General features: G+C 39.4%; 15 protein-coding genes. 6 read left to right on the forward strand and 9 right to left on the reverse strand.

Annotated features, from left to right (window positions below; genetic code table 11):
• Positions 1-132: 132 nt before the first annotated feature.
• Positions 133-738, reverse strand: coding sequence for a porin family protein (locus ACZ5L8_RS07405; RefSeq protein WP_464440614.1), 606 nt, complete (start codon positions 736-738; stop codon positions 133-135).
• Between the two features lie 251 nt (positions 739-989).
• Here ACZ5L8_RS07405 and ACZ5L8_RS07410 point away from each other — a divergent pair, with 251 nt between their 5' ends.
• The 5 genes from ACZ5L8_RS07410 (at position 990) to ACZ5L8_RS07430 (ending at position 8,515) form a co-directional block, all read left to right on the forward strand.
• Positions 990-5,024: a T9SS type B sorting domain-containing protein gene (locus tag ACZ5L8_RS07410; RefSeq protein ID WP_464440615.1), complete on the forward strand. Its 4,035-nt coding sequence runs from the start codon at positions 990-992 to the stop codon at positions 5,022-5,024.
• Positions 5,025-5,030: 6 nt separating this feature from the next.
• Positions 5,031-5,939: a PorP/SprF family type IX secretion system membrane protein gene (locus tag ACZ5L8_RS07415; RefSeq protein ID WP_464440616.1), complete on the forward strand. Its 909-nt coding sequence runs from the start codon at positions 5,031-5,033 to the stop codon at positions 5,937-5,939.
• An 8-nt stretch (positions 5,940-5,947) separates the two neighbouring features.
• Positions 5,948-6,844 carry a site-specific tyrosine recombinase XerD gene (gene xerD, locus ACZ5L8_RS07420; protein WP_464440617.1) on the forward strand — a complete coding sequence of 299 codons (897 nt, stop codon included), beginning with the start codon at positions 5,948-5,950 and terminating at the stop codon, positions 6,842-6,844.
• A 40-nt stretch (positions 6,845-6,884) separates the two neighbouring features.
• Positions 6,885-7,271 carry an SMU1112c/YaeR family gloxylase I-like metalloprotein gene (gene gloA2 / locus ACZ5L8_RS07425; protein ID WP_464440618.1) on the forward strand — a complete coding sequence of 129 codons (387 nt, stop codon included), beginning with the start codon at positions 6,885-6,887 and terminating at the stop codon, positions 7,269-7,271.
• A gap of 98 nt (positions 7,272-7,369) precedes the next feature.
• Positions 7,370-8,515, forward strand: coding sequence for an MFS transporter (locus ACZ5L8_RS07430; protein WP_464440619.1), 1,146 nt, complete (start codon positions 7,370-7,372; stop codon positions 8,513-8,515).
• 2 nt (positions 8,516-8,517) lie between these two features.
• Here the strand turns inward: ACZ5L8_RS07430 and ACZ5L8_RS07435 are convergent, their stop codons facing one another.
• The 7 genes from ACZ5L8_RS07435 to ACZ5L8_RS07465 all read right to left on the reverse strand — a co-directional run bounded on the left by ACZ5L8_RS07435 (position 8,518) and on the right by ACZ5L8_RS07465 (position 16,405).
• A complete protein-coding gene (locus ACZ5L8_RS07435) occupies positions 8,518-9,315 on the reverse strand; it encodes an alpha/beta fold hydrolase (RefSeq protein WP_464440620.1) in 798 nt (265 codons plus the stop codon).
• A 27-nt stretch (positions 9,316-9,342) separates the two neighbouring features.
• The gene (locus ACZ5L8_RS07440; RefSeq protein ID WP_464440621.1) at positions 9,343-10,593 is read right to left on the reverse strand and encodes a metal-dependent hydrolase family protein; all 1,251 of its coding nucleotides are present in this window, start codon (positions 10,591-10,593) and stop codon (positions 9,343-9,345) included.
• Positions 10,594-10,753: 160 nt separating this feature from the next.
• Entirely contained in the window at positions 10,754-11,197 is a 444-nt protein-coding gene (locus ACZ5L8_RS07445) for an Hsp20/alpha crystallin family protein (protein WP_464440622.1), read from the reverse strand.
• A 184-nt stretch (positions 11,198-11,381) separates the two neighbouring features.
• Positions 11,382-11,717: a hypothetical protein gene (locus ACZ5L8_RS07450; RefSeq protein WP_464440623.1), complete on the reverse strand. Its 336-nt coding sequence runs from the start codon at positions 11,715-11,717 to the stop codon at positions 11,382-11,384.
• Between the two features lie 97 nt (positions 11,718-11,814).
• Complete coding sequence (locus tag ACZ5L8_RS07455) at positions 11,815-14,301, reverse strand: DUF5916 domain-containing protein (RefSeq protein ID WP_464440624.1); 2,487 nt, start codon at positions 14,299-14,301, stop codon at positions 11,815-11,817.
• Positions 14,302-14,447: 146 nt separating this feature from the next.
• Positions 14,448-15,638, reverse strand: a complete 1,191-nt coding sequence (gene sucC, locus ACZ5L8_RS07460) for an ADP-forming succinate--CoA ligase subunit beta (protein WP_462598012.1) — start codon at positions 15,636-15,638, stop codon at positions 14,448-14,450.
• 116 nt (positions 15,639-15,754) lie between these two features.
• Positions 15,755-16,405, reverse strand: a complete 651-nt coding sequence (locus ACZ5L8_RS07465) for an LON peptidase substrate-binding domain-containing protein (RefSeq protein WP_464440625.1) — start codon at positions 16,403-16,405, stop codon at positions 15,755-15,757.
• A gap of 138 nt (positions 16,406-16,543) precedes the next feature.
• Here ACZ5L8_RS07465 and lysA point away from each other — a divergent pair, with 138 nt between their 5' ends.
• The gene (lysA, locus tag ACZ5L8_RS07470) at positions 16,544-17,764 is read left to right on the forward strand and encodes a diaminopimelate decarboxylase (RefSeq protein ID WP_464440626.1); all 1,221 of its coding nucleotides are present in this window, start codon (positions 16,544-16,546) and stop codon (positions 17,762-17,764) included.
• 59 nt (positions 17,765-17,823) lie between these two features.
• On the opposite strand, the gene ACZ5L8_RS07475 is transcribed toward lysA, so the two are convergent.
• On the reverse strand, positions 17,824-22,551 hold the full coding sequence (locus ACZ5L8_RS07475; RefSeq protein ID WP_464440627.1) for a choice-of-anchor Q domain-containing protein: 4,728 nt from the start codon (positions 22,549-22,551) through the stop codon (positions 17,824-17,826).
• Positions 22,552-22,716 lie beyond the last annotated feature (165 nt).

Below are 22,716 nucleotides of genomic sequence, written 5' to 3' on the forward strand. Positions count from 1 at the left end.
CTTTTGGCTTTAAGCCAAAAATAAACCTTTATAAAACAGTAAAAAATTAAACTGCCACAGTTTTAAACATAAAAAAAGCGCTTGCCCAATGAAGACAAACGCTTTCTTACATCCCTAATAAACAATTTCTTTTTAGAACATAAACCCTACACCGGCTTGGATAACAGAGTTATGAAGGTCACTGTTGTCATAAAGTTCTGTAAAACCGTATGTGTAACGACCGTTAATAAAGAAGCCATTGTTGAATTTATATTCAAGACCGGCTGCAGCTCCCATATCAAAGCTTTTTGCCTCGTCAAGATTTACATCTCCACCGTCATCTTGTGGTGCATAATCGATCTCCTCATTTGCTTTAAAGTTAAAAGAAGGACCAACCTGGAAGTTAAGACCGTCTACAAGATAAACTTTAGCCAATACAGGAACTTGAATGTAATCTAATTGATATTCTACATTCTCGTCTGTATCAAAAATATTATCCTCATCTCTTGAGATCAACGTTGCTCCCTGCGCAGAATACAAAACCTCTGGCTGGATAGAGAATTTCTCTGATACCGGAATTTCTGCAAGAACACCTATATTAAAGCTTGTTCTCCCGCTTTCATTGTCGTACGCGTCGTTCCCGTTTGTGATGCTAGCAAAGTTTGCTCCACCTTTTACACCAAATTGAAACATCTCTTGAGCGTTCATTGCTCCGATTCCTCCAACTATAAAAGCTGCTAATAAAACTATTTTTTTCATGATATTTTTCTTTAGATTTTTGAGCAAATCTAGGAGGAAAAGAATCCCTGCGGTTATAACGAAAGCATAAATGATTATTAAAGCATTATTAAAAATTATAGTGGCTTTTATCTATGTTTTCATAGATTTAGTCGTAAACCGTTCATTTTCAAAAAAATCTATTTGTTAAAAAAATTAAGTTTTGAGTTATATTTTTATTTTTGGCGCTTTAGGAAGTTTTTGTGCTCTTAAAATAACTCTCAACTAATTCGATGAAGTATTTCTACTTAGTCCTCGTTTTTATTTTTTGCCTTTCGGCGAAAGCCCAAACCACTGCAATACCAGATGGTAATTTTGAGCAGTTTCTCGTAGATCAAGGTATTGACACAAATGGTCTTAACGGCAACATTCTAAATACTGATGCGCAAGCGGTAACCGCTTTAAATATTTCTGTAAATACGATTACAGATTTTACAGGATTAGAGGCTTTTACAAATCTGCTAACTCTAGATGCTGGCACAAATCAATTTGCGACTTTGCCGCTTACCTCTTTAACGCAACTAGAAGAACTAAGATTTAATCAAAATATGGTTCTTGCTTCACTAGATCTAAGCGCAAATGCAGAGTTGCGCATATTTGAGGCGAGAGCAAATGGCGGGACAAACTCCGCTCCTATTACCGTTATTGATCTTAGTAACAATCTCAAGTCAGAGGAAATAGATATTTATAACTTTAGGAATCTTCAAAATGTAATCTTCCCGAATACTGATACAGTTGTAGACATATATCTTTTAATGCACAATGATATTACGGTTGACTTTTCAGGATACAGCAGTCTAGAATATTTGGCACTTAGTACTAATTTCAACAACTCTTTTGCGATCAATGCGACGTTACCCAGCGAGCAAAATGTGCTAAAAACGGTTGCATTTCAAGGAGGAAATATTATTAATGTAGACTTATCAAATTTTCTTGCACTTGAGTCCATCACGCTTCAAACTACAAATACGCAAACCATTGACGTACCACAAACCAGTACACTAACAGATATTAAAATCTCTAGTCACCAGATCGCTTCAGTTTCTTTTGCTGATGCAGATATGCTTACAAATCTTACTATAACTGGGAAGAATTCTGCTCCTGGCTTACAGCTAGACGTTACTCAAAACATGGCTTTGAGAACTTTAAATGCCAGAAGTAATTATATGACGAATATAGATCTGACTAACAATGTTGCTCTAGAATCGTTGAACTTAGCGAGTAACCAGTTCACTACTTTTGACGTAAGTCAAAACGTAAATCTCACAAGTCTTAATGCTTCTAGTAATAATATTACTAATCTGGATCTTACAACAAATACTAAGCTTAACACGCTTAACCTTAATTACAATAAACTCCCAAGTATTGATCTTAGCACCAATATTGATCTACTTAATCTTTATCTAGCTTATAATGAATTGCCTGCACTTGATGTTACAACTCATACAAAACTAAGCGCCCTTATCATTAATAATAATCTGTTTACTGGCACAGGACTTGACCTTACTCAAAACCCAGAACTACAATATTTTAACGCTGCGAATAACCAGATCGAGTCTCTTAATATTACCCAAAACACCAAACTAGGCTCGCTGATCTTAAATCACAACCTTTTTTCTGGTACTGATATTATGGATCAGTATTATGCAATCTGGAATGCAAAAGGCGCTCTTGGTGCTTCTGATGTGCTAGATGTGAGTTTCAATAACCTATCTGGTAGAATTCCTGATTTTGCAAGTCTTACAAAAGATGGACGCACAAATTATTTTGAACTCAACTTTGACAATAATAATTTTCATTTTGGCGATTTTGAAAATGAGCATCTTAGTTACGTTTCGTTCTTAACAACGTATTGGACAAACATCCCAAGTTTGCCATTATTTAGAGACTACACTTATGCACTACAAGCTAAGGTTAACGAAATCGAAAACCTTACGCCTACTGCTGGCGACGATGTGATTCTTAAAACCACCGTGCGCGGTGAGCAAAATCATTATAAATGGTTTAAAGATGGTGTAGAACTTACAAATGCGCCAGACTCACCTGAGCTAATTCTTAGCAACATAAGCGATTGTGACAACGGCGTTTATTACAGCGAGATCACAAGCGATCTGGTTCCGTTTGAGAATGCTGATCCTCCAGGCACAAACGGTAAAAATCTTTTGCTTACGCGAAATGACATCACAGTAAATGTAAGCGTCACCAAAACATGTGTTACCCTTAGCAATCCATTAAACTTAGACACAAATGTTCCCATAAATTCTGGGATCGAATGGGAAAATACCACAGGAGCTTGTGGATATATTCTTAATGTAGGCACAACATCAGGCGGTACAGATATTGAAAATAATCTTGATGTAGGCAATGTTCAGATCTATAATTTTCAAAATGATCTTCCTCCCAATCAAGATATTTATGTAACGATCACACCATATTTTGCTGATGGTGAACTAACCGGTTGTACTGAAGAAATGTTCACTACGAGCAACACAACCGCTCCGCCAGATTGTACTGAGCTTAGCATTCCTGTAAATAATTCTACAGATGTAAATGTCAACACAGATCTATACTGGGACGCTGCAAATGGCGCTGACGAGTACACTATACTTGTAGGTACAAGTTCAGGTGCTGACGATATTTTAAATGATACGGTAACTGATGTTTTCTACGATTTACCAGACGGAACGCTGCAATCAAACACGCAATATTTTGTAACGATTATTCCTATAAACTCCATTGGTAGCACAACTGGTTGTACAGAAGTAAGTTTTACCACAGAGATTATCATAACGGCTCCTGAATGTGTTGTTTTAAACAATCCCGCAGACGGAGCGACAGATGTTGCTATCAGCACTGATCTTAGTTGGGACGCTTCCGCGGAAGCGACCGGATATTTCTTAGCCGTTGGTACAACTTCTGGTGGTTCAGACATTGTGAATAATGAAGATGTAGGAAATATTACTTCTTACGATCTACCAAATGATCTTCCAGAGAACACACAAATATTCGTTACCGTGACAGCTTACAACACTGCCGGCAACGCAAGCGGTTGCTCCGAAACAAGTTTCACAACCGAAACTCTGCTCACCGTTCCTGAATGTGTTGTTTTAAACAATCCCGCAGACGGAGTGACAGATGTTGCTATCAGCACTGATCTTAGTTGGGACGCTTCCGCGGAAGCGACTGGATATAGACTTACCGTTGGTACAACTTCGGGCGGTACAGACATTGTGAACAACGAAGATGTAGGAAATATTACTTCTTACGATCTACCAAATGATCTACCAGAAAACACACAAATATTCGTAACTGTAACGGCTTACAACACTGCCGGAAACGCAAGCGGTTGCACGGAAACAAGTTTCACAACCGAAACAGTGATCACCGTTCCTGAGTGTGTTGTTTTAAACAATCCCGCAGACGGCGCGACTGATGTGGCTATCGACACTGATCTTAGCTGGGACGCTTCCGCGGAAGCGACTGGATATTTCTTAACCGTAGGTACAACTTCTGGTGGTTCAGACATTGTGAATAACGAAGATGTAGGAAATGTTACCTCTTACGATCTACCGAATGATCTACCAGAAAACACACAAATATTCGTTACTGTAACGGCTTACAATTCTTCCGGCAACGCAAGCGGTTGCACCGAAACAAGTTTCACAACCGAAACGTTGCTCACGCTTCCTGCCTGTACAACTATTATCAATCCATTAGATGGTGATATAAACGTTGCGCTTGAGGCTGTTTTTAATTGGACGACCGTTGAAAATGCAGATGCTTATGTGGTAACCGTAAGCCGTGATTCTGACCAAATAGACATTTATGAAGAAACAATAGTTGCCGGAACAAGTTATTCTCCTAGCACAGGATTTCCTGAAGGAACAACGCTTTACATAAGTGTTACGCCTTTTAATGTTTTGGGTTCTGCGACCGGTTGTGAGATTGTGAGTTTTACAACGCTAACAGAAGTAAAAGAAACAAAATATGGTATTTCTCCTAACGGTGATGGAAGAAACGACTTCTGGGAAATACCAGGAATTGAAGAATTTCCTGATAATGTGGTTAAGATCTACAATCGTTGGGGCGATCTTGTTTTTGAAGCCACTGGTTATGATAACCAGTCTATTTCCTTCAATGGTACAGCCAATAGAAAAACCGGAATGGGAGCTTCACAGTTACCTAACGGAACTTACTTTTTTACCATTGAAACCGCAGAAGAATCAGAGTTTAATGACCTTAAAGGGTTTATCGTAATACGACGCTAGAAAATCATGAGACTTAAGTTATTTATTTTATCCTTATTCGTATGTTTTTTGGCGAAAGCCCAGCAAACACCTGTATTTGCAGAATATAACTACAACCCATTCTTGTTGAACTCAGCTTATGCAGGCATGCTTGCAAATGCTGAAATTAACATCAGCAACTCTGGTTTTTTTAATCAGTTTGATGGGAGTCCGCGTACGCTTACGGGTACAATTACCAGCCCGTTACAAGATGGTAAAATGGGCCTTGGCGGCGGAATTCTTTTTGACGAAGTTGGTGTTACCACAACAACTCAATTCTACGCTGCTTACAGCTATAAGATTGAGCTGGGTTTTATGGATACTCGTCCATATTATCAAAATTATCAAACGCCTGTTTTGTCTTTTGGATTAACCGCCGGAGTTATGCAATATGAAGATCGCTTTCTTGAACTAGGCCTTGAAGACGACCCTAATTTTGCTCAAAATTTACAATCTACAGTACCTATGATCGGGATGAGTCTGCTGTATAATCAGGAGCAGTTTTATGCTGGGATTTCTACGCCTAATATTCTGGGTGACGTTCTTGCTTCAGATAAATCTGTTTCCTTGAGTTTGCCAGTTTATGGTATTTTTGGCTACCGTTTCTACGCCGGACTTTTTGATGAATACATAATCAAACCTAATTTGCTTTTAAAATACGAGCCCAACGCACCTTTTCAAGTAGATGTAAATGTTGCGACAACTATAAAAGAGAAGTTTGAACTTGGTGCCGGTTATAGATCTAACTCATCTGTAAATCTTCTTGCCGGCGCGTATCTTTTTGAGAATTTTAGACTTATGTATTTTTATAATCATTCATTTGGCACAAATCCATTCAGCAGCAGGCATGGTATTCAGTTAAGCCTTAAATTAGGCGATGGATATAGCACAAACTAGCTTGCTTTATGACTTGGCAAAAAACACTTGACGATTATAAATATTACCTCAAACTAGAACGCGGCCTCTCAAAAAACACCATCATAAACTACAGCCTTGATGTACAGAAACTCACGCAATGGCTAGAAGAAAATGAGATAGGGCTTTCGCCAAAAAGTATTAAAAAAGATACCCTACAAACCTTTGTTTATGAAGTTGCAAAAACGGTAAATGAGCGTTCACAAGCTAGGATCATTAGTGGTTTAAAAGGATTTTTTAATTATCTCGTTTTTGAAGAATATCGCGAGGATAATCCCATGGATCTCATTGAAGCGCCAAAGCTAGGTCGCAAACTTCCAGACACGCTCTCTGAAGAAGAAATTGACAAACTTATCGCAGCCATAGATCTTAGCCATCCGCAAGGAGAACGCAATCGCGCCATGCTCGAAACCCTTTATGGTTGCGGCCTTCGCGTTTCAGAATTACTTGATCTTAAGATCTCAAATCTGTTTTTTAAAGAAGGCTATATCCTTGTCACAGGCAAAGGCGACAAAACTCGTTTTGTACCTATCGCAGATATCACGCAGAAATACATCAACATTTATCGCAACGAGATCAGGATTCACACCACACCGAAACCCGAATTTAATGACACGTTATTTCTCAATCGTCGCGGCAGCAGATTAACACGTGCGATGGTCTTCACGATCATTAAAGATTTGGCGATTCATGCTGGCATTAAGAAATCTATCAGTCCGCATACGTTTAGACACTCTTTTGCGACACATTTATTACAAAACGGCGCCGATCTAAGAGCAATTCAACAAATGCTGGGCCACGAAAGCATCACCACTACCGAGATCTATATGCACGTAGACAGATCACATCTTACGCAGGTAATGCAGCAATTTCATCCTAGAAAATAGAAAAATCATTTTTTGGCTGCAGCCAAAATAAATCAAAACCATGCACTTAAAAGCAATTCATCACATCGCCATTATTTGCAGCGACTATGCAAAGTCAAAAGCATTTTATACTGAAATCTTAGGTTTAAAGATCTTGCAAGAAACCTATCGTAGCCAGCGAAAATCCTATAAACTGGATCTTGCTTTAGACAATAATTACGTGATAGAATTATTCTCATTCCCTGATCCGCCAGAGCGTGTTTCAAGACCTGAAGCTGCGGGTCTAAGACATCTCGCATTTTCAGTGGAAGATATTGATGAAGCGATACATTCACTCAATGAAAAAGGTGTAAAAACAGAACCGGTGCGAGTTGATGAGTTAACGGGCAAAAGGTTCACCTTCTTTGCAGATCCTGACGATCTACCGCTAGAATTGTATGAATTGTAGAAAACACCCTTTCGCTTAAAGCGAAAAAACTTTTAATCTTCTGGTAATCTCAAGACCGATAAATTGAAAGATATTTGCGCTTCTTAATTAAGCATTAAATGAGCACCACAAGGAAGCAACGTATCGCGCTGAGTTTTTATTTTCTTTTATCCGGCTTTTGCTTTTCTACATGGGCTTCTCGCATCCCGACGATCAAAGAAAATTTTGACCTCAATGAGGCTGAACTTGGTAATTTATTGCTCACGATGCCTATTAGTTCGTTGATAGGTTTGCCCATTAGCGGCTGGCTTGTATCAAGATTTAATAGCCGGGTTCCTATGGTGATCTCGTTTTGTGTATTTGCGTTGTCGCTTGCAACCATTGGCTTTGCGCAAAACATCGCTGTACTTGTGATCGCGATATTTAGTTTTAGTTTTTGTATGCGTATTTTAAATATTTCGTTGAATACGCAGAGTATTACGCTACAGAAGAAATACGGCAAAACGATCTTGGGGTCGTTTCATGGTGTGTGGAGCGGCGGTGGCGTTCTTGGTGTGGGATTTTCAACATTGATGGTAAAATACAATGTTGCAATGCCTTATCATTTGTTGAGCATTTCGATTTTTGTGCTTATTGTTGCGCTGCCTATGTATCGCTGGCTGATCAAGCAAGACAAGGCCACTAGCGGTAACAAGATCAAAATAGGCAAACCTGATAAATTCATCCTCTCTCTGGGCCTTCTTGTATTTTTTGCGGCGATTTGCGAAGGCGGAATGTTTGACTGGACGGGTGTTTATTTTAAAGAAATCGTGGGGCAAGACGTTTTCACACTTGGTCATTTAAGCTTTATGATCTTTATGGCGATCTCGCGTTTTATGAGCGATAAGATCATAGATCGTATAGGCAAAGAGCGTACATATATTTTAAGTAGCATCACCATTGTTTGCGGAATTCTGATCGCGATTCTCCTCCCCTATTTCTGGCCTGTGTTGATAGGATTTGGAATGGTAGGTCTAGGTGCTGCAGCGATTTTCCCTATGACCTTTGGTCTTGCCGGTAAATCAGAAAAATACAGCGCAGGCATGGCTGTTTCGATCATTTCTACTTACTCTATCGTGGGGATGTTGCTAGGTCCACCGCTTGTGGGATATCTTGCGCACGCCTTCAACCTTAAGGTTGCATTTGTGCTATTCCTCTTTGCCGGACTGATGTTTATACCCATCTCGCAGATGTTTTTTCGCTTTATGCGAAAAGAAAATCAATAAGATCACTGATTTAAAAAATCTATTATCGCTTCCGCGAAAGCTACTGAGTGGTACGTGCCATCATGTTCACCTGGCACAAAAACTAGTTGGCTATCAATAATTGCCTGATGAAGTTCTGCGGGATCGCCGTTGCCTTTATCTTGATCACCTGCAATAACCAGAACTTTTGCTGAAATTTCTTTTAATTCTTGAGGTGTAGTCACCGGCTGATAATCCTGAAGGTATCCTAAGATCTCAAGATCTGCGTTGATACTTTTTGCATATTTTACCGCTCCGGCGGTGATCTCATTGGGTTCTTTGCGACCTGTAAAAGCATCGGCAAACATTATTCTCCTATCCCAATCAGGATTTGAAAAGTCCAACCCTACTCCGCCTAAAACTGCTTTTGTGATGCGCTTATCTTTTGTAAGCTGATTTGCCAAAACTATCGCACCTCTAGAATAACCTACGGCGCTATATTCTTCTAAATGTAAATGATTTGCTAGAGCAATGAGATCATCTATTTCAATATTATTTTTGTACTTCTCTGGATCATGAGGTTGATCTGATTTACCGTTACCTCTAAGGTCTGGCACGATCACTCTAAAACCCGAATTAAGTAATTCTTTCTTTAAACTCGACTTATCCCAACTGCTTCCGGTATTGATAAAACCGTGAATAAGCATCACCGGCTCACCTTTACCTTCATCTGTATAAGCGATCTGCAAACCATCAACTGATTTGAAAAAATGATATTCCTTTTCCTGTGCATTTGCAGTACAACAAATGATTAATAAGACAAAAGAAAGAATTGATCTCATAGTTGAAGAATTTTGGCGAAAGCCAGATTAACTCTTATAAATATCGCCATCTTTCATCACAAAATCAACATCATATAATTTGCTGATCTCTTCTGATGGGTCGCCATCTACAACGATAATATCTGCTAAATAATCCTTTTTTAAATTGCCCACAGGATCAAGCGAGATCCATTTTGCATTAGAACTTGTCGCGGCTTTAAGAACATCAATGTTAGACATACCATACTCTGCCATAAGCACAAGCTCTAGCGCATTTTTTCCATGAGGAAAAACACCCACATCGCCGCCAGCGATAATGGTAACGTTATGTTTAAGGGCATTTTTAAAAGACTCTCTTTTTTCAGTTATCTCTTGTGGTTCTGGTAATGATTTACCGTCCCAGTCGCCGTATGTGTTTATTGAATAAGTAGCCGCCAGTGTAGGACAAAGCGCCACTTTATGTTGTTTCATCAATTCATAAATCTCACCTGTGGCTTCTGAGCCGTGCTCAATGGTAGAAACGCCAGCAAGGATCGCTCTGCGCATTCCTTCTTCGGTCGCAGCATGAGCCACCACTTTTCTACCGCTACTTTTAGCTGCTTCAACCACAAGTTTTAATTCTTCTAATGAAAATGTAGGCATCGACTCGCCACGAGGTCCTGTGCGGTAATCTGCATAAACTTTTACCACATCTGCTCCATAGCCTATTTGCTCACGTGTAACTTTGCGCAATTCATCTCCATCTGCAGCTTGCGCGCCTAGCGGCGTGTGCACATCTGGATGAAACCCCTTAGGACCATAACTTCCTGAAGCAACAATTGCGCGACCAGCAACAATCATTCTAGGGCCCGGAGTAAGCCCGGTTTCAATACTTCTTTTTACCGCTACATCTGCATATTCTGCACCTTCTGAACCTAGATCACGCACGGTAGTAAAACCAGCCATAAGTTGGCGCTCTGCCATGATCGCTCCTCTAATAGCGCGAAGACTTCTAGATTCTTTTAAAACCTGATCGTTCCAAGATCTTTGATCATAGGGATACAGCAAAACATGCGAATGTCCTTCTATCATTCCCGGCATTATGGTTTTATCGCCAAATTGTATTATAGTATCTGCTTTCGCTTTAAGCGAAGAAAAGGCATCAACAGCAAGAATTTTGTTGCCTTCTACTAAAACTGCGTAATTTTTATGAAGTAATTCTCCATCAAAAAGTCTATCTGCAGTAAGTAATATTTTTTGTGATCTCGCTGAAAATGAAACAAGAAGCAAGAAAAATATAACTTGTAATTTTTTGATCATGATTGGGTTAGTTAGTTTATAACCTTCATAGTTAAGTATTTTTTCCTTTTAATGCCACAATGAAATAAAAAAGGGGTGAAAACCCCCATAAAAATCAATGCCCCGCAAATCGCGAGGCATTGACCATCTTAACTAACTTAATTAATTAACCTAACATGAATTATGCTATCTCAATAAGACGTTTGGGCTGCACCTTTGCTTCTTCCTTTTTTGGGATGCTGATGAGCAAAACTCCATTTTCATATGACGCAGCGATCTTGCTGTTATCTACGCTATCAGGAAGTGTGAAGGCTCTTTTAAAAGTTGCGTAACTAAATTCTCTACGCGTGTAGCGGCCGTTGTCTTCTTTTGTTTCGTTTTCTTTTTTGGCTTGCGCCGAAATGGTCATCACCTCATTGTCTAACTCAATATTAAAGTCTTCTTTAGACTTGCCAGGAGCAGCAACTTCTACACTAAAACCATCCTCATTCTCTTTAATGTTCACAGCCGGAATACTTGTGCCGATGCTGTTTACATTAGTTGTACCACCAAACCAATCTGTTTTAAACATATCGTCAAAAATGTTTGGTAACCAATTCTCATCTGTTCTTTTAACTAAACTCATCTTACTATATTTTTTAATTGAAACTTGTTTGTAAATATTTTCATGATTCAATAGTCAAAATGAATACCAACTCATAATTAATGCCTTTTTGTCATTTTTAAATGAATAATAGCTGACTTTATGGCATTAAAAAACCCGATTTGATTAGAACCGGGTTTCATTCGTAGGTATAAAACTTCTTTTTCTAGCTCTGCTCAACTTTTACTGGCAGAAAGTAAGGAGTACCTTTTTTAGCAAATGACTTAAGCTTCTTGTAGTTTAAACGAGCTTTGATGTATTTCTCAACAGCCTTGTCTTTTGTTTCTACATTCATAACAACGATTTCGTTGCTACCGTTTACCATAAAAGTAACTCTAGCTTTTACATCTGAAGCAAGTTCTAGATTGTGCTCTTCTAAGAACGTTGTAACTTCTTTACAGATCTTAGTTGGTTCGTCATAATTTGTTGGCTCTGTGTTTGCCATTGCTACACTGCTGCTAGCTATCAAAACCGCAAGCAATAAGGTTTTTAAATTTCTCATAATTGTTTGATTTTAAATTGATGAATGTTATACTTAATAGACTATTGACAAATCAAACAGTTACAGCGTTTTAATGATTTTAACACTTTTTAACTATTTAAAAACCAGAAACTAAGCCATCATACTTTTTTCCTCTACGATTTAAGAAAGAAGTTGATTGAGAAGTACTTGTATTATTCTTCTTAAACCAGTTTTTAGCTCTATTATAATTAAGAAAGTAAGTAACTCTAAGTGAGAGACTATTAAGTTGCGGCTGATCAAACAAGGTTTCAAAATTATCAGACATGCTTTGATTGGTTTCGCCAACGTAAGATTCAATTGCGTTGCGATACAGTAAACTCACTTGACTCCCCGGAGCAAACCACCATGAGAATCTTAGATCAACATTCCAGGTGTTATAAGTGGTGTCAAATTCATTTTCTATTGCTGTTTGTTGCAACTCACCATCTTCTTGCAAAGCATAAAAACCTAAATAGGTAACCTCAGAATAATAATGCCTAAAGGCTAAATTCAACGCGATCTTATTGTTGAAGATGTACTTTGATCTAATAGATTGTATTAACGTGTTGCGATCACGTTGACCAAAAATTATGTCTCCATTATTTCTAGTAACAAAACCCTCTTCTTTATTAGATAGATTTGCCTGGCTACTAAGACTAAAGGTCAATTTATCTGAAACCCGATATCGCGGACTAAAATCCATACTCAAAACAGCTCGCCCTTTTTCACTGAATTTTGTCCAATCAACAAAGGTTTCAAAAGCCAGTGCTTTTCTAAAATCTGAACTTACCCAAACCCAACCTTCATTATATGTAGGGATATTAAAATGTCTTCCGGGTGTTCTAGGCTCAAAGATGTCCTTTTCGCCGAAAGGCGTACTCTCATAACCTCCACCAAAATTCCAAAACTTCTTTGTGGTAAAACTGGAGTTAAAATTGAAATTGAGTTCGTTATAAAGATCTGGCTCCAGCCTGCGCGTGTGGGCAAGATTAAAGTTTAGAAACATGTTGTTTAAAAAGCCTTTGGGTTGCAATAAACGGTAGCCATAATAGCCATAATAAGTGATCTGGTTTGTGAAGTTAGAATATCCTAGATCGTTAATATCATAATCTTTAGTACGCAGAGAAATTTCGCCGCTAAGGCGATGTTTACCGCTAATCTTTGAAAGACCAGCGCTCGCTTCTGCACCAAATTTTGTCTCATCTTCATGCACCCAGCTGCCTTCTAAACCTGCCCAATAGCGCATGGTGTTTTTCTTATTCGTGATATTTGCCGCTAGTGCCGTGGCGTTCGCATCTCTAAAACTTCCGTCACGCACGGTGCTGGTATTCACAAAAGAAATAGAAGAATTATCACCGAAACGCTGATCTAGAACCAACACATTATAATTGGTTATCGGCTCTACTTTTTCTTCCCGTGTTTCACCGGTTTCAGTATTCTTGATCTTAGCAAAAGTATTTTCTGTAACTGCGTTGAAAAAGCCGATTCCAAGTCCGTCGTCTGTACGGCCAGAGATCTTAAGCGCGTTAAGGAGATCTACTTTTCCGGGATATTCAATCAATTCTTCATTTTCTGCAAGGTTTACTCTACCCGAAGGCGCACTACCTATTCTACGAGAATAAAAAAGCTCTCCTATATTAAAAAGCTCTGTTCCCTCTGTAAAAAACGGTCTTTGCTCAACGTATTGCACTTCTATCGCAGAGAGATTCAAAACCGCATTATCAAAAGGCGTTTGACCAAAATCCGGAATCAAGATCATATCTAGCGTAAACGCATCGTTAATACCATATTTAAGATCCATCCCTCCATTGACAGTCACATCTCCTGTGCCGTCATAATTATTGTAATATGAAGAAATATAAGGCTGAAAACTAAGTCGTGTAGGCGTTTCAATATTTTCTATACCATAGATCTCACCGTCATAAATTGAGTAATATCCCTTTGTATTATCTACGTGACTCCACGAATATCTTGTGCGTGTACGTCTGAATTCTCGCTCTAACTGCAAACCCCATTTCTGCACATCTTTTTCAGGAAAACGCACCTCAGAATACGGGATATAAACTTCAGCTATCCAACCATCATCCACAATATTCACTGCAGAATACCAAACGGAATTCCACGAAGTATCCTCGCCATTACTCGTCATCTTTGCATCATACTGCACACCTGCAGCGGTCACGATAAATTGCAAACTCTGCTGCCTGTCATTATAGCCATTAAGGAGAATAAAAAAGAAGTCGTCATTACCTATATCGTCACGCTCAGTAAGTTCGGTAAGGATTTTTGAGGGATCTGGGTCTTTAAGGCTTGCGCCAAAATAAATCCCATTGTCGTCATAAACGATCTTAACTTCTGTTGAAAGACTATCGGCAATGGGTTTGCCATTGTTAGGCATTCTCTCAATGAAGTTTGAAGCGATCGCAGCACCTTCCCAAGCTTTATCATCAAGAACTCCATCAATCTTCGGTGCTTCGGTAATTCTTGAAATGGTGATCTTTTTCCTCGGAATGCTATCAGTTTCCTGTGAAAATAAAAAAGACTGGCATAGAAGTACTGCCAGTAACATAACTGCTCGTTTCATTATTGATTTGATTGATTACTTTAAAGACCAACCAAAAAATAAATCGTTACACCTACCTATAAAATAAACTGACTTATAAATAAAAAGCATAAAAAAACCCCCAGGGATCCTGAGGGTTAGATTTCCGCGAAAGCGAAATAATTATTTTAAGAAAGTACTGCGTGTACTTTGTCTGCAGCTTCTTGAAACTGAATCGCACTTTGCACATCAAGACCGCTATTGTCTATCAATTCTTTTGCGATATCTGCGTTTGTACCTTGAAGACGCACAATAATTGGCACATCTATATTACCCATATTTTTGTATGCATCTACAATACCTTGAGCTACACGATCACAACGAACGATACCTCCAAAGATATTTACTAGAATCGCTTTTACCGCTGGATCTTTAAGGATGATCTTAAATGCAGTTTCAACACGTTCTGCATCTGCAGTACCACCTACGTCTAGGAAGTTTGCTGGTTCACCACCGGCTTGCTTAATAAGATCCATAGTTGCCATTGCAAGACCTGCACCGTTTACCATACAACCTACGTTACCGTCAAGGTCTACATAGTTAAGGCCAGCTTCTTTAGCTTCTACTTCAATAGGGTTTTCCTCACGTTTGTCACGCATCTCTGCATAATCTTTATGACGGTAAAGTGCGTTATCATCTAGAGTAACTTTAGCATCTACTGCTAATATTTTGTCATCACTTGTCTTAAGAACAGGATTGATCTCAAAAAGAGAAGAATCTGAATTTGTGTACGCTTTATAAAGCGCCATTACAAATTTTGTCATCTCTTTAAAAGCAGCTCCTGAAAGACCAAGGTTAAATGCTACTTTTCTTGCTTGAAAAGGCATTAATCCCAGAAGTGGATCGATCTCTTCTTTAAAGATAAGGTGTGGAGTTTTCTCAGCAACTTCCTCGATATCCATACCTCCTTCTGTAGAATACATGATCATGTTCTTACCTGTAGCGCGGTTAAGCAGTACAGACATGTAGTATTCTTCTGGCTCGCTATCACCAGGATAGTAAACATCTTCCGCAACAAGCACTTGGTGAACTTTTTTACCCTCTGCAGAAGTTTGCGGAGTTACAAGGTTCATCCCAATGATGTCATTAGAAATAGATTCTACATCCTGAAGGTTTTTTGCGAGTTTAACACCACCACCTTTACCACGACCACCGGCATGAACTTGAGCCTTAATTACGTGCCATCCTGTTCCGGTTTCTTCAGTAAGTTTTTTTGCAGCTTCAACTGCTTCTGCTGGTGTAGTAGCAACTTTACCGCGCTGTATGCGAACGCCAAAACTGCTTAGTATCTCTTTTCCTTGATATTCGTGTAGATTCATAATCTAGCGGATTCTTGTGTTTTTAAATTTTTCAAAACAAAAGTAAGATAAATACATAAAAATGTCTTGTAATTATGCTTTAAAAAGAAACTTCACTTAAGACATATCTATACTTTTTAAAAAGCAAGATCAGAAAAATCTAAAGGATCAAAATTCTTAATATGGCCATTAAGTCTCGCAACTTCCTTAGCCTTTTCCATTTGCTGAAGCACGGGTATTGAAATATTAAGATGATCTTGAAGATATTTCAGGCGCTCTGACTCCTTTTTCATAGTGAGCAAATGATACTCCTGACTTAACGTTAAACCCAACTTGTGTGCGTAAGTAAAGCTTGTAGTTTTGTTTATATCGATTTCGGGAATTGATATTTTAAGTAGGTTATAAAGCTGTTTAAGCAAGTCGATGTAAATTAATCGTTGGGTAGCTAAACCATCTTCTTCGTTGTCTAAAAAGCTTACATCTGCCCCAGAGTATGATTTACCATTAAAATCTTTGTAAAAACGCTCTATTTTAAAAGCTCTCAAGGCTTTAAAAACCACATCCATAGCTCCATCTTCATACTCATTAACTATTTTATGAAGCTTAACTTCTGTACCATAATTTAATTTACCATCCATAACCACAGGTATACCAAATGTCATCCCAGACTTTAAACAATCTTGAACTAAGTCTTTATATCGCTGCTCAAAGATGTGCAAGGCTATTGTCTCTTGAGGAAAAACCACTATTTCCAGAGGAAACATTGGCCTGGTAAAAATTGAAGTCATCTTAAGGGTTTTAATAACTAAATGTACAAAACCACCACACCCAGCGTGACTCGCTTAAATAAATTGGGATTTTTTTAACAATAACAGGATGTAGAATCTTTTTTCTATGTTAGCTTTGTAGGCTTAAAATTTTTAACAATGACACGTATAGACCTATTAAAGGCAGTTGAGGAGTTCGGGAGTCCGCTATATGTATATGATGCGGATAAAATTGTATCACAATATAAACGTCTAACCGGTGCTTTTAAAAAGGTCAAACGCCTGCGAATTAATTATGCAGTTAAAGCATTATCAAACATCGCGGTTTTACAGTTGCTTAAAAATAAAGGCTCTAACCTAGATACTGTAAGTATTCAAGAAGTAAAACTTGGTCTTGCTGCGGGCTTTGAGCCACAACGCATCATTTTTACTCCTAACGGGGTTTCTATGAGTGAGATCGAGGCTGTCGCCAAAATGGGTGTGCAAATAAACATTGACAACCTTTCTATCTTAGAAAGCTTTGGTACAAAACATCCAAAGATCCCTGTTTGTGTAAGGATCAATCCTCACGTTATGGCTGGTGGAAACACAAACATTTCTGTGGGGCATATTGATAGTAAATTTGGAATCTCAATTCACCAGCTACCGCATTTACTACGTATTGTAGAAAATACTAAAATGCACATTAACGGTATTCACATGCATACCGGTAGCGATATTCTTGATATTGATGTTTTTCTTCATGCTTCAGAGATCCTTTTTGATACTGCAAAGCATTTTAAAGAATTAGATTTTATCGACTTTGGTAGTGGTTTCAAAGTACCATATAACCCTGGCGATATTGAAACTAACATTGAAGAGTTTGGCGAAAAGCTAACAAAACGCTTCAATGCTTTTGAAAAAGAATACGGCCGCGAACTTACGCTGGCTTTTGAACCAGGAAAATTCCTAGTGAGTGAATCTGGTAAATTTCTTGTGAGCGTTAACTCTGTAAAGCAAACAACTTCTACTGTTTTTGCACAGGTAGATAGTGGTTTTAATCACCTTATCCGCCCTATGCTTTATGGATCTTCTCATCATATAGAGAACATTAGCAATCCGGAAGGAAAAGAACGTTTTTACAGCGTTGTGGGATATATCTGCGAGACAGACACATTTGCTACAAACCGCAGAATTGCCGAAATTACTGATGGAGATATTCTTTCATTCAGTAATGCCGGTGCATACTGCTTCTCAATGTCTAGCAACTACAACTCTAGATTGCGACCTGCAGAAGTGCTTTTCATTAATGGAGAATTAAAATTGATACGAGAAAGAGAGAATTTTGATGATATACTTAAGCATCAAATTCCTTTAGAAGATTTGGCTGCAGCCAAATAAATAAAAAAGAAAACGCCCCTCCTAAAAGGGGCGTTTTTGTTTAAGTTAGTCAAAAGGACTTATCGCCCCACTACCATTTTAAGATTTTGAACTTTGTCTTGATGAACAAGTTGAACAATATACGTTCCCGATGCAAGACCGTTTACATTCACATTATTCACTCCACTAGTCGCCTGCTGATTGTAAACTAATTTGCCAGTTCCTACCTCATAGATCTTAAGAGCGATCTCTTGCCCAGAAACAGATTGAGGAATATTTATATTAAACTCGCCACGCATTACAGGATTAGGATACAATTTGCTTCCTTTGATACCTACGATAGCAAAATCATCAACTCCTAGAGATAGCTGTGCTTCAAAAGAACCTATATCTCTAATACCGTCAAAAACGTCTTGACCTATCTGATCTACAAAAGTATCTGCTGGATTACCCGCATTGTAAACCGGAGATTTATTACCCGGAGCGTGAGTAAGAGTTACGCCGCCATTATCTGCAAGAGCACCAAGCAATGGATCCACAGGTGATGCAACAGATCCAAAAATATCATTGGCTTGCGCCGAAATAGAAGACCCTGCGATACCTATAAGATTATAATCTGCTGAAGTAAATGTACCGCCATCACCTATATCATTTCCGGTAGCTGCTGTGTTCATTGCTACAATAGTATTTGTAAAAGTTGTTACAGGACTATTAGCTGCGTTATCTACACCACCACCAGTTCCTGCAGCAGTATTCATTGCAATTGTAGAAGCATTTACGCTAAGCTCACCATTAAGGTTAAATAATCCACCGCCATCACCATCTGTACTATTCCCTGAAATAGTACTTATTATGATTGACATACTTCCGGCTCCATTCCAGATAGCACCACCTTCATTTACTGCCGTGTTACCACTAAAGGTTGAACTAACGATTGCTGCATCACCAGGGCCAGTAATATGAAAACCACCACCGTTACCAGGAGCAGCTCCTGTAGCATTACCACTCACAGTTGTGTTTGTTAGAGTAATAAAACCTGATTCTATAGATGAGTTATCTTCTATACCACCACCGGCGCGCATAGCCATATTATTCATGATTTGTGAATCTAATACGTCTACCATTCCACCAGCAACATTCTGTATTCCACCGCCAGATCCTGAAGCCCCATTAGCAGTATTATCTGCGATCATCGCGTTCATCACCATAAGATAACCTCCATTATTGAATAGTCCGCCGCCGCCATTATCTGCTGCCGCTCCAGAGGCGATATTTCCAGAAATTTGAGTTCCATCAATAGTCATATCTGCAGTACTATTCCAGAATGCGCCTCCTTCTGATGCAGCTAGGTTTCCTGTTGCCATACCATCTGTGATCATCATACTACCAGGGCCACTTATGTGAATCGCTCCTCCATTACCAGGTGCTGCGGTTGCTGTAAAACTATCTAAACTAACGCCTGCACTATTTCCTGTGAAGGTTACATTCGTTAACATAGACACAGCAGAATCTAATGACCAATCTTCAATAGCACCTCCTGCTCTATTTGCTGCATTGCCATCAAAAGTAACTGGAGACTCTTCCGTTCCATTTATAGTTAAAGAAGACCCCACAGCCATTAGAACTCCACCGCCAGAGCCACCTGCTCCATCAGCAAAGTTGCCTGTTATCATTGTACCCTCATTTATTATTAAAGTACCATTGTCATTGGCAAAAATTCCGCCACCACCTTTTATTTCTAAAGGATCTGCAATTGTAGCTCCACTGGCTATGTTACCTGAGATCATAGTGCCATTTATCGTCATCACCCCGCTGCCATTCCATAAGCCACCGCCTTCATTAGAAGCTGTGTTTCCTGAAATGGTACCACCTGTGATCGTTATATTTCCACCACCAGTGATATGAAGTCCACCACCATTTCCTGGAGCTGAACCTGTGCTATTATTCATTAAATCGACATTGATAAGACTTAAAGATCCGCCTGCTGTACTAGAGTTATCTTCAATTCCACCGCCAGCACGCATGGACATATTTTCAGAGATCTCAGAACCAGTAACGGTTAGAGAGCCTCCTGCGACATTAAGAATACCACCGCCTGAACCGGAAGTTCCATCAGCCATATTTTCTGATATCATGCTGTTAGCGACCATCATTACTCCGCCATTATTAAATAGTCCACCGCCGCCATTGTCTGCTGCGGCTCCACTAGCTGTATTTCCGGTAACCGTTACATTTTCAATAGTCATTGATGCTATGCTATTCCAAAACGCGCCTCCTTCGGCTGCAGCCAAATTATTCATAGCACTACCACCCGAAATCGTCATGCTACCAGTACCAGTAATATGAATAGCTCCTCCATTTCCGGGTGCAGCAGAAGCTGTGAATCCATCAATATCCACACCTGCGCTATTTCCTGTAAAGTTTGCAAAGGCAATAGTCGATGTTGAATTATCTAGAGACCAATCTTCAATAGCACCACCAGCACGATTTGCAGCGTTACCATCAAAAACTACTGGACTACCTTCTGTACCATTAATCGCAAGAGAAGAAGTTGTAGCTAGTAAAATACCTCCACCAGAACCACCCGCTCCGTCAGCAAAGTTTCCTGAAATCGTTGTTCCTTCATTAATTATTAGACTACCTCCATCATTTGCAAAAATCCCTCCTCCACCTTTAATATCTAAAGGATCGGCGATAGTTGCTCCGCTTGCCACATTTCCTGCAATTGTCGCACCTGCAATTGTCATTGTTCCGCTACCATTCCATAATCCGCCGCCTTCGTTAGCTGCCGTATTATCGTTTATCATTCCGCCAGTGATCATAACATCACCAGGACCTGTAACGTGCAATCCACCACCGTTTCCGGGAGCCGAACCTGTCATGTTTTCGCTTAAAGCGACATCAACTAAAATGATCTCTCCCATTGCATCTGCAGTAGAATTATCTTCTATACCACCACCTGCGCGCATCGCCATATTACCCGAAATTGTACTCGCAGAAACGTTCACACTTCCACCAGTCACATTCTGGATACCACCTCCAGATCCAGCAGAACCTGTTGCGGTATTATCTGTGATCATGGTGCTTTGATTAACTATCAAATCTCCACCGTTGTTAAAAATACCTCCACCACCATTATCTGCAGCAGCGCCAAGTGCGGTGTTACCCGAAATTTCAACTCCAGAAACAGTCATAGTTGATCCGGCTTGATTCCATAAACCACCACCTTCTGAATTTGCTGTGTTCATATTTACTGTACCACCTGTGATATTAACAGTCGCAACTCCAGTAACGTGAAGTGCACCGCCATTACCCGGTGCGGGAGTTGTAAAACTATTTTCATTCATTGAAGAATTTGTCATAGTCAGTTCTCCATCTATAATTTCAATAGCACCGCCGGCACGATTTGCTGTGTTGTTATTTAGGCTTGAAGCCAAAATACTAACAGCGCCATCAGTAGATAAAAGTCCGCCACCGGAAGCCGAAGCACCAGTAACCGAATTAGAAGTGATCATTGTACCATTCTCAATGTTGAGCGTTCCTCCATTATTGAAAACTCCACCACCGCCATTGTCAGCAGCAGCGCCAAGTGCGGTGTTACCTGAAATTTCAACTCCAGAAACCGTCATGGTAGACCCGACTTGATTCCACAAACCACCACCTTCTGAATCTGCTGTATTCATATTTACTGTACCACCTGTGATATTAACAGTCGCAACTCCAGTAACATGAAGCGCACCACCATTACCTGGACTTGCACTTACAAAGGAATTTCCGGTAAGATTAGAATTAGTGATCGTTAAAGATCCATCTATGATTTCAATACCTGCACCGGCTCTATTAGCCATGTTCATATGAATTTCAGAATCTGTGATAGTTACTGCACCATCAAGACTCAAAATACCACCACCAGAAGCCGATGCTCCACTACCTGTATTATTTGCTATAACCGAGTTTGACTCAATTGTCAAATCACCGCCATTATTAAAGATACCAGCACCACCATCATGAGATTCGCCTCCATAAGACATGTTACCATCCACATTAGTTGCTGTTACGGTCATTAGACCCGCACCATTCCATAAAGCACCACCTTCTCTTGCTGCCATATTTCCAGAGAAGTCACTTGTTGCTATCGTCATGTCACCAGCACCTGTAATATGAATTGCACCACCATTTCCTGGAGCTGCCGTAGCCGGTGAAACTCCGGCATTGTTATTCATAAAACTAGATCCCACAATTGATAGAACCGTAGAGTCGCCTGAATTATCTTCAATTGCTCCACCTGCTCTATTTGCTCTATTATTTGAAAAAGAAGAATTAAGCGCAGAAAAATCTGAACCAGCATCTAAAAAAACAGCTCCTCCAGAACCGGAAGAGCCAAAAGCTAAACTATTTTCTATCGCTGTATTGCTTAGATTCAATGCACCACCACTAACGTAGATCGCGCCGCCATCATCATCTGCCCCGTTTGTGAGTGTAAGGTCATTGATCGTTAGCGTAACACCAGAGATAACATAAAAAATTCGGCTAGCGTCATTACCATCAATTAAGGTATTCGATAAACCATTACCTGTTATAGTAATGTCTTTTGTGATTACTATTTGACCTATAAGACCAACCGAAGTGATTGAAGGGTCAAAAGTTACAACACCCCCAGCAGGAGTATCAGAGATCTCAGCTCTCAAAGTGCCATCACCACCACCATCATTGCTTTGCGTCACAAGTTGCGCTTGCAAAGTAAGAGTTGTGAAAAGGGTGAAAAAAAAGCACGTAAGAAGCGTGCGCAGCGTAGTTTCTTGTTTCATAAGTTAACTTTTGGTATTGGTTATCAATAAGATGTACGTTAAATTAACCGATTAAGTTTTCAGGATTTGTTAACCACTACCCAATTTTTACATCAAATTGTTAAAATTCACCAGGTTATATTGAAATATCATGCAGAATAAGGCTTATCTTTTGTGATATTATCA

It is taken from the genome of Leeuwenhoekiella obamensis (genome assembly GCF_055391795.1).